Origin of the sequence: Bifidobacterium sp. ESL0728, from assembly GCF_029392015.1 — a bacterium.
GTDB lineage: Bacteria > Actinomycetota > Actinomycetes > Actinomycetales > Bifidobacteriaceae > Bifidobacterium.
The window spans coordinates 1060946-1070098 of the sequence record NZ_CP113925.1 but is presented as its reverse complement, the minus strand read 5'-3'; the positions used below and the strand labels follow the sequence as shown (position 1 = coordinate 1070098).

Annotated in this window: 8 protein-coding genes and 1 tRNA gene; 3 read left to right on the top strand and 6 right to left on the bottom strand. The window is 56.5% G+C overall.

The window, feature by feature from the left end; translation table 11 throughout:
• Positions 1–116: 116 nt before the first annotated feature.
• Positions 117–395: a WhiB family transcriptional regulator gene (locus OZX67_RS04075; RefSeq protein WP_277144447.1), complete on the top strand. Its 279-nt coding sequence runs from the start codon at positions 117–119 to the stop codon at positions 393–395.
• Positions 396–631: 236 nt separating this feature from the next.
• On the opposite strand, the gene OZX67_RS04070 is transcribed toward OZX67_RS04075, so the two are convergent.
• Positions 632–2134 carry a PAS domain-containing sensor histidine kinase gene (locus OZX67_RS04070; RefSeq protein ID WP_277144443.1) on the bottom strand — a complete coding sequence of 501 codons (1503 nt, stop codon included), beginning with the start codon at positions 2132–2134 and terminating at the stop codon, positions 632–634.
• Positions 2135–2304: 170 nt separating this feature from the next.
• Here OZX67_RS04070 and OZX67_RS04065 point away from each other — a divergent pair, with 170 nt between their 5' ends.
• A complete protein-coding gene (locus OZX67_RS04065; RefSeq protein WP_277144441.1) occupies positions 2305–3321 on the top strand; it encodes a hemolysin III family protein in 1017 nt (338 codons plus the stop codon).
• A gap of 176 nt (positions 3322–3497) precedes the next feature.
• On the opposite strand, the gene greA is transcribed toward OZX67_RS04065, so the two are convergent.
• The 4 genes from greA to OZX67_RS04045 all read right to left on the bottom strand — a co-directional run bounded on the left by greA (position 3498) and on the right by OZX67_RS04045 (position 7685).
• On the bottom strand, positions 3498–3980 hold the full coding sequence (gene greA / locus OZX67_RS04060) for a transcription elongation factor GreA (protein WP_277144439.1): 483 nt from the start codon (positions 3978–3980) through the stop codon (positions 3498–3500).
• A gap of 119 nt (positions 3981–4099) precedes the next feature.
• Complete coding sequence (locus OZX67_RS04055; protein WP_277144436.1) at positions 4100–4507, bottom strand: FKBP-type peptidyl-prolyl cis-trans isomerase; 408 nt, start codon at positions 4505–4507, stop codon at positions 4100–4102.
• A gap of 144 nt (positions 4508–4651) precedes the next feature.
• On the bottom strand, positions 4652–6115 hold the full coding sequence (locus tag OZX67_RS04050) for an L-serine ammonia-lyase (RefSeq protein WP_277144434.1): 1464 nt from the start codon (positions 6113–6115) through the stop codon (positions 4652–4654).
• 289 nt (positions 6116–6404) lie between these two features.
• A complete protein-coding gene (locus tag OZX67_RS04045) occupies positions 6405–7685 on the bottom strand; it encodes an MFS transporter (RefSeq protein WP_277144432.1) in 1281 nt (426 codons plus the stop codon).
• Positions 7686–7852: 167 nt separating this feature from the next.
• Between OZX67_RS04045 and OZX67_RS04040 the strand changes: the two genes are divergently transcribed.
• Positions 7853–7933 (top strand) — tRNA-Leu (locus tag OZX67_RS04040).
• 48 nt (positions 7934–7981) lie between these two features.
• Here OZX67_RS04040 and OZX67_RS04035 read toward each other — a convergent pair.
• Entirely contained in the window at positions 7982–9133 is a 1152-nt protein-coding gene (locus OZX67_RS04035) for a site-specific integrase (protein ID WP_277144429.1), read from the bottom strand.
• Positions 9134–9153 lie beyond the last annotated feature (20 nt).

Here is a 9153-nt window from a genome sequence, read left to right as displayed (position 1 = left end):
ATCACAACAAAAATTTAAGCTATTTTTCTGGCAAAATCCCTTGAAAAATTGTGATTTTCGTGATTATCTAAGTAGTGGAATGCAGTCGAGGACAAATAGGAAGGTCGTTTGCTTCTATGAGTAATGCTTTTGATTGGCGGGCCAAGGCGGCATGCCGCGACAAGGATCCGGAGTTGTTCTTCCCAGTCGGCAATACCGGCGCCGCCTATCAGCAAATCGAAGAGGCCAAGGCCATCTGCCGTACCTGCAAGGTCATTGACGCGTGCCTCAAGTGCGCGCTCGACACCAATCAGGATTATGGCGTCTGGGGCGGCTTGAGCGAGGATGAGCGTCGCGCCTTGAAGCGTCGCGCCATGCGTGCCCGCCGCAGCCAGAACATGCAGATGCAGGTCTGATTTCGCCAGTGGCACGCGCTTCGATAAGTGCGTTGCCTACGCATAGGCTTGTTCGTAGTTTCATTTTGATAATGCCCCTTCCGATTCATTGAAATCGGAAGGGGCATTGTTATGCAGAGCATAGCTATGTCTCACTGTTTAACCGACAAAAGTCGAGACTGCACATCAAACGGGGTAGACAGGCACAGTGCAGGAATCATCGCCGCGGCCCTACTCCCCCCTGATTCGTTATGCCCTCAGTATTCCGATTCGTCGCCTTCCTGCGCCGCACGCAGGTTGATGTCGAGGATGACCCTTGTGCCGCCTCCGTGGCGTTCGTCCCAGCGCACGGTGCCGTTGAAGTCGTTGGTGACGAAGGTGTTGATAATCTGCGTGCCGAGTCCGGAACCGGAGGTACGGGCCATGCCGTTGTCTTCCTCGGCGGCCAAACCCGAACCATCATCCTCGACCACGACGTTCAGATGATTGCCGCTGCGGCCCACCGAAATGGTGATGTTGCCTTCCTTGCGGCCTTCGAAGCCGTGCTCCACGGCGTTGGTGATCAGCTCGGTCAATACCAAGGAAAGCGGGGTGGCGTCCTGCGCCGGCATCATGCCGAACTTGCCGATGTAACGAATGTGGATGTGCTGGTCGTCCATCGTGGCCAGGTCCACGCTCATCTTCAGGAGGTTGGAAATCACGGCGTCATAGTCGACGATCTCGTCGACGGTCTGGCTCAGGCCTTCGTGGACGGTGGCGATGGTCTGGATGCGTCGCTGCGCTTCTTTGAGTTCTGTCTTGACTTCCTGTGATTTCGTTTTTCTCGCCTGCAGGCGGAGCAATGCAGACACCGTCTGGAGATTGTTCTTCACTCTGTGGTGGATTTCGGAGATGGTGGCGTCCTTCGTTTGCAGTTCCTGTTCGCGGCGGCGCAGTTCGGTGACATCGCGGCACAGCACGATGGCGCCGGCACGTCCTGTTTCGTTGTAGAGCGGCAGCGAATGCATGGAGACCATGGAGTTGTTGGCGTCGAGCTCGCAGTCGGCGGCCGCCTTGCCGCTCAGGACCAGCGGCAGGGTCTCGGGGACCGGGTCGTTGGGATGAAGCAGTTGCGTTCCTATTTCGCTTAAGTAGTGTCCTTCCATTTGGGTGATGGCACCAAGCCTGCGGAAGCAGCTGATGGCGTTGGGAGCGGCATATTTGACGATGCCCGTGGGACCGAGGATGATGAAACCGTCCGAGACCCTGGCATTGTGCTGCTGGCTCATCAACGCATCATGATACGGGAATTGGCCGCGCGGAATCATCTCGAAAAGCATCTTGCCGGCGTTGATGCTTTCGGATTCATAGCGGCCGTTGGATTCGCGGGTCGACATATTGGTCTCTCGCACCACCACGCCGAGCGTCTTGTTGCCGCAGCGCACGGGTGCATAGACGTTGCAGACGCTTGATTTGCCGACCTGGTAGAGCGTCGAGGTATGAAGCACGCCTTTGGCGTTCATCGCGGTATCGATCTCATCGACAAGATTCGCCGAGACCTCGTTGCCTACAGCGTCATCGCTGCGCATCGTCATCACGGTGGAAGGGCGGCACTGTTCGGCGACGATGTATTTGCCATCATCACGACGAAGCACCAGAAGCAGGTCCGCGAAACTCAAGTCGGCGATAACCTGCCAGTCCGCCACCAACAAATGGAGCCATTCACGATCGCCGGCGTCGAAATCGGACTGCGCGGCGAGAATCTCATCAAAATCAGCCATAGTTCAATGATACTATGTGTCGGTTTCGCAGGTGTTGCCGGTTCGGAAAAAATATGTCATCAATGTAGGTTACGATGTCGTAAGTTACGTTAGCGTAAGCGAGCGTTGGCTTATACCGTTCCCGCAGCGTATCCGATAGGCGTAAAGGCAGTTGAGACTCTGGAGGGACCATGTCCGACAAGTCCGTCAAAAAAATGACAGACGGTACCATAGCCATCAATCCGTATCAAAATATCTCCGGACAGACCGGCACCGGCTCATCACCTATGCCGACAAAGCAAAACGGCTCAGGTCTCCCTACCTCCGATAAATCAGAAAAAGACCCCAAAACCATCGAGACCACCGTCACCAAGGCGCAGCAACAGGCCATGGAGGCCAAGGCCGAAGCCATCCGCGCCGAGGCGCACAGCAAGGCCGAGACCATTCGTCGTAAGGCCGAAAAGCGCGCGGCGTACGTCATCGCCCGAGGAGAGGTGAAGGCCGCCGAAACACTTGGTATCACTCCCCCGCCCATGCCAGGCCACAAGGTTCGTCTCGACGTTCACGGCCGCCCGAAACCGCTGCTGCGCGGCTGGATCCATGCCGTCGCCGCACCGCTGGCATTGGCCGCCGGCATCGTGCTCATCTGCTTGGCGAAAGGAGCGGGACTCAAATGGGCGTGCGCCGTGTTCATGGTCTGCTCGTTGATTCTCTTCACCAATTCGGCCGCCTACCACTTGGGAGATTGGTCGGCCAGAACCACGGATATCCTGCGCCGCATCGACCACATGAACATCTTTCTGTTGATCGCCGGCACGTATACGCCGGTGTCGTTCGCGTTGACGACCAATTGGCGCAACGGGGTCATCGGCGGCATGTGGGCGTGCACGCTGGTGGCATTGCTCATCCACGTCATCTGGATCAACGCCCCGCGTTGGCTTTATACCGCGGTCTACATCATTTTCGGCGTCTCCGGCGTCGCCTTCCTCGACCTCTTCTGGTTCTCCCCTTACGCGGGACCGGCGGTGGTGGTGCTTCTGGCGGCAGGCGGTGCCTGCTATATCGCCGGAGCCATCGTCTACGCACTGCGCAAACCGGACCCATGGCCGCGCGTTTTCGGCTTCCACGAGATCTTCCATCTGGGCACAGTGGCCGGTTACGCCTGCCATATGGTGGCCATCTACATGGTCATCGTCAATCTCTGGTGATCCCGGAACGTTCCGGAACGGATATCTATATCAATTTTCAACATACCGGCAAAAACGCTCGATGGATGTTTGCCATCACCGATTCTGCCAGGCCGATATCAGAAGGCCCGAATCCACGTTTCTGCGGATTCGGGCCTTCTCTTGTCATACATATATGAAGCGCTGGAAATCAAGCTCTACTTCATCGGCTTGGAGTCCTTGATCTTCACCTTGATCTCACGACCGTTCGGGGCCTTGTAAGAGACCTCGTCGCCCTTCTTGGCACCCATGATGGCCGCGCCGATGGGCGACTCCGGACTGATGACGTCGTAATCGGTGGCCACTGCGATGTCGCGCGAACCAAGCACGTACTTCATTTCCTTGCCTGCCAACTCAAGCGTGACCAGCGATCCATTGCCGACCTTGCCTGCCGGCGGCGCCTTCAGGATCTTGGTGTTACGCAGTTTGACGATAAGCTCGTTGATGCGGCCCTCGTTCTTGCCCTGTTCCTCGCGCGCGGCCTGGTAACCGCCGTTTTCGGAAAGGTCGCCTTCGGCGCGTGCCGTGGCGATACGCTGGGTAATCTCGTCGCGATAATCGCCCTGACGGTAGGCCAGCTCCTTCTGAAGCTTGTCATAGGCCTCCTGCGTGAGCAGAATGGTCTTTTCTTCCTCTGCCATGATTCTTCCTTGCCTTTTTATCAGTTTGTTTCCATGTTTCGCATCCGGCGTCACCGAACGGTTCAAAACCAATAAGACCGGCTCTGAGGCCGGTCAATCGTATTTGATTTCCCTAGGCTTCAGCGCGTGGAGATGATGTCGATGACAAACACCAGCGTGTCATCGCCGCCTATCCCGGCCTGTGGCATACCCTGCCTGCCATAGCCGTATTCCGGCGGAATCGAAACCACCAGACGCGAGCCAACGTTGTGACCGACAACGGTGCGATCCCAGCCTTTGATGACCTGACCGACACCGATACCAAAACTTGCTGGCTGATGGCGGTCGAAACTGGAGTCAAACGGTTCGTCCTTGCCCCAGACGACGCCATGGTAGTTCACGGTGACATTATCGCCGGCACGCACCATCGGGCCATTGCCTTCGACCAGTTCCACAGCCTTGAGCCCGTTCGGAGCCGGGGTATCGGGAAATTCGATAACCGGTTTTGCACCGAACTCGGCGTTCACCTTGGGCATGTTCGTAGCCATACGTAGGCCTCCTTGTTGGTTTACAATGACATTAGGTTAGCACTGGCGCACCCCGATGTCCGAAAGTGTTCCGAAAGCGCACAGAACCTGCCAGAGAAAAACTTTCCTATTGCCAGGCAAGGGGGCAGATAAATTCCCTTGCCGTCAGCATTCCACGACGTTGACGGCAAGACCGCCTTCCGAAGTCTCCTTGTATTTCGACATCATATCGGCCCCGGTATCTTTCATCGTCTTGATGACCTGGTCGAGACTGACCATATGCTGCCCGTTGCCCAAGAGGGCCATACGCACGGCGTTGATGGCGGTGTTGGCGGCCATGGCGTTGCGCTCGATGCAGGGAATCTGGACAAGGCCGGAAACCGGGTCACAGGTCAGACCCAGATGGTGCTCCATGGCGACCTCGGCCGCGTTCTCGACCTGTCTTGGCGTGCCCTGCATGACCTCGCAGAGCCCTGCCGCAGCCATCGAGGCCGCGGAACCCACCTCGCCCTGGCAGCCGACCTCCGCGCCGGAAATGGAGGCGTTGCGTTTGAAAAGGTAGCCGACGGCCCCGGCAGCCAACAGGAAGCGGATAACGCCTTCCTCATCGGCCGAGCCGGCGAAATGCCAATAATATTCGAGCACTGCCGGAATGATGCCGGCCGAACCGTTGGTCGGCGCGGTGACGATACGGCCTCCCCCGGCGTTCTCCTCATTGACCGCGAGCGCGAACAAATCGACCCAGGTGCATTCCGAGGATTCGAGCAGAGCGGCAGGCCGGCGTACATTATGCGAAAGGATATCGGCGTTGCCGGAAAGCTCTCGATAGATCTTCGGGGCCCTCCGTGGCACGTCAAGACCACCGGGCAATACGCGTTGGGTGCTCATGCAACCGTTTTTGACGCAGTCGTCCATGTGGCGCCAGACGTTGAGCAGCGTTTCCCTGACAACCTTCGGCGTTCGGGTGGCCGTCTCGTTGGCCCATACGATTTCGGAGATGCTTTTGCCTTCGCGCTTGCATATTTCGAGCAGCTCGTCGGCGCTGGCAAAGGGATACGGGGCTTCGGGCGGGAAATCGTTGCTGCTGTCAACACTCGCCTCTTCGGCGAACGTACTGCCTTTCGGCGCTTTTTCGTGAATGCCGATCAGCAGATCGTCGGGATGCCCTTTACGGACGAATCCACCGCCTATCGAGTACCAGACCTGTTCGTCTATTTTCCTGGCCTTGTCGTCGAACGCCTCGAAGCGCATGCCGTTGGGATGGGCGGCGAGCATCTTCCACTTTTCGAAGATGACGTCTTTGTCGTAGTCGAACCTGATATGGTGTTTGTCGCCGAGATTGAGCTTCCCGGTGTTCTCACACTCTTCCCTGATGTTGGCCAGATGCTCCGTATCGACCGTGGCCGGCACGTTGCCTTCAAGCCCTGCCACCGTCGCGCGATCGGTGCCGTGGCCAAGACCAGTCATCGACAATGAGCCGTAAAGGGTGGTTTTGACGCGACTGACACGGCCCAGCAGATCACGTTCATCAAGCGAGTCGACGAAATTCGAGGCCGCCACCATCGGGCCGACGGTATGCGACGAGCTCGGTCCCACACCAATCTTAAACATATCGAGAATAGTGAACATGTCGCCATTTTACCGTGCCGTTATGTGCAGCGCGTTTCCTTGTGTATAAATCCACAAAATATCGGTTGTTATGCAGACCATGTCTCCTGACGTGATGTGACAGCAATCAAAGACACAACAATAATCGCGCGAAAACATCAGCATCAAATAAGCAAAAGCATCAATATGGAAAACCTGGTTGAACAATGTGATATACAAGTGTGACCCGTCAGTACTTTCGTAGTAACGAGCCACATTTGACTCATTAGCCAATCAATCGGATCTTTCGATATCCGATCCTGTTATCTGATTACTTGTTTGCCGTCGTCAGTTCGGGCTTCACGAAAAGCACGACCAGAGCGCAGAGCACCGTCATCGCGGCGATGAACAGGAAGGCGTTGGTGAACGAACCGCCAGCGGACTTGACCATATTGCCGAGGATGGTCGGAGCCAGGAAGCCACCGATGGTGCCGCCGGTATTGATCACGGCGATCGAGGAGCCGATGATTTCGGCGTTCATGATCTTGTGCGGCCAGGTGAAAATGCCGGTGAAGGCGAACATCGACACCAGGCTCATCAATGCCAACAGCACCATCGATATCACCAGGCTGCTCTTGCCCACGAAGATGAAGACCACGATGAGCACGGCAGTAATCAGGCAGGAACCGATAATGGCCATGCGCTCGCGGCCAAGAAACAGTTTGGAAAGCAGAGAACCCGAGAAGATGGTGGCCAACATGGTGAAAATGGAGTTGAACGCCAGCACCAACGCGGCCTTCGTCGTGCTCAATGCGAACGTGGTCTTGATATAGGTGGGCATCCATGACATCTGGCCATAAAGCATGACATTGATGAACAGCATCGCAATGAACAGCACGATGACGTTGCGGTTCTTGATGACGTCCTTGAAACCGACTTTGGGGGCGTCGGCCTTGGCGGCTTCCGTATTGCCGGCCTGCGCTTCGGCCCGAGCCTTACGCTCCTCTTCGACCGCGCCACCATGCGCGGGCACGAAGAACCAGATCAGGATGACCGAGACAAGATAAAGCGCGCCAAGAACGGCATAAGCAATCCGCCAGTTCTTGTCGACCAACACGCCGCCCAAGGTGAAAGCGAGAATGCCGCCGATGCCTGAGGTGGAGAGGATAAGCGATTGGACGAAGGTGCGCTTTTTAATCGGGAAGTTTTCGGCGATTGACTTGGTGACGCTCGGCGGATAGCCGCCATGTCCGAGACCCATGCAGAAACGCATGACAATGAAGAGGACAAGGCCACCCATCGCCCCGAAAAGGAACGCGAAGGCGGCAATGAAGGCCAGCGAGCCTATCAGTACTTTTTTCGCGCCGATACGGTCAGCCAGCCAACCGCAGGGAATCTGCATCAGGGCATAGCCCAGAAAGAAGAACGACATGATCAGCCCGGTCTGGCCGGTGTCAAGCCCGAACTGCTTGCCGATGGGCATGACGGCCAGAGAAATCATGCTCTTGTCCATGTAGACGATGGAATAGCCGGCCATCAACGAGACGACGATCATCGTCCCCCCGCGTTTCGCCGTTTCGTTTATCGGTTTGGCTTCCGGTGTCCCAGCCATTGATACCGCCTTTGTAAAATGAGTAAGACATGGATTAGCTTACCCGCATCAATGTCACCAAGGTTACAAAAACGACCAATTCTGAGACAGAATATGCCATTATCCGATATTTTTATGCGGTAGACCGGGCATGGCATAATAATGATTTGTCGGTTTCATGCCGGCGTGCCCCCGTGGCGGAATTGGTAGACGCAGCTGACTTAAAATCAGCCGCCATTGGCTTGTGGGTTCGAGTCCCACCGGGGGTACTTCTTTTTATTCTTTCAAAACGTTCCAATTCCAACGTTCTCAAAAACTCACGCGGCGCTCGCGGGCTTCCGTGAGTTCATTTTGAGTTCATTCCGCAGCAAAATAGAGTTCATGGCCTCCCCCACAGCGTCCAGATCATCATCGAAAAGATCAGCATAAACATCCAACGTCATGCTGGCGCTCGCGTGCCCCAACTGTCTTTGCACCGCCTTGACGTTCGCCCCGCTGTGGACCATGAGGCTCGCTGCGGTGTGGCGCAGATCGTGAATGGTCATCCTTGGAATTCCAGCTCTCCTGCAGGCGGAGCCGAACCAACCGTCCACCCTGCCCGGTGCTACCTGTTTCAGATGCCCACCATCGGCTGATGAGAAAAGAAGGTCATCTGGCCTCTTGCCTTTCATAAGCTTGGAAAAATCGCCATCGAGCACTGCAGGGAATATGACTGTTCTGGGCTTCCCCGCCTTGGGTGTTCCTACTTCGATAGCACTGCCAACCTGAGTCGCGGACTGCTCGACGCTGATACGGTGCCGTTTCATATCCACGTTCCTTATATATAGACCGATTGCCTCGCCCCATCTGAGACCCACCGTCCCCAGCAGTATCACCAGGACCGCGTGTTCACGGTCGAGATTGGTCACCCGTCCGGGCTTGTTCACACACGCGCCGGAGAGGTTGTATAGCTGGCTGACGGTCAGATAGATATGCTTACGGCGTCGCTTCCTGGGCAGCTCCACACCACGCGCAGGGTTCCGCGCGATCATCCGGTCTCCTACCGCATCGTCGAGGATACCGGCAAGGATCCCATAGGCTCGGATAACGACCGAGGCTGACATGCTGGCAGCCATATCGGTCACCCATTCCTGCACCTCGCCGCGCCTGATTCCCCCGACAGACCTGCAAGCCCATATCGGCTCCACATGCTTGCGCCACGTCGATTCCACGACACGATAGGTGCTGGGCTTCAAACTCATGCTCTTTTTCGACAGCCACGCGCCACTGCGCTCGCCGACTGTCACATTGCTCAAGGACTCGTCGATGAATTCGCCGTGGTTCTTGCTTGATTCCTTCTCGGTCGCCCATCGCCGTGCGTCTAGCTTACGCTTGAACCCTCGCTTTGTGGTATGGCTGCCGTCAGGCTTGCGGTATCCGACCATGTATCTGGTGCCCTTGGCGGTCTGATATGAGGTGATGCTCGCCATGATGTGCTCGATTCCGCCGT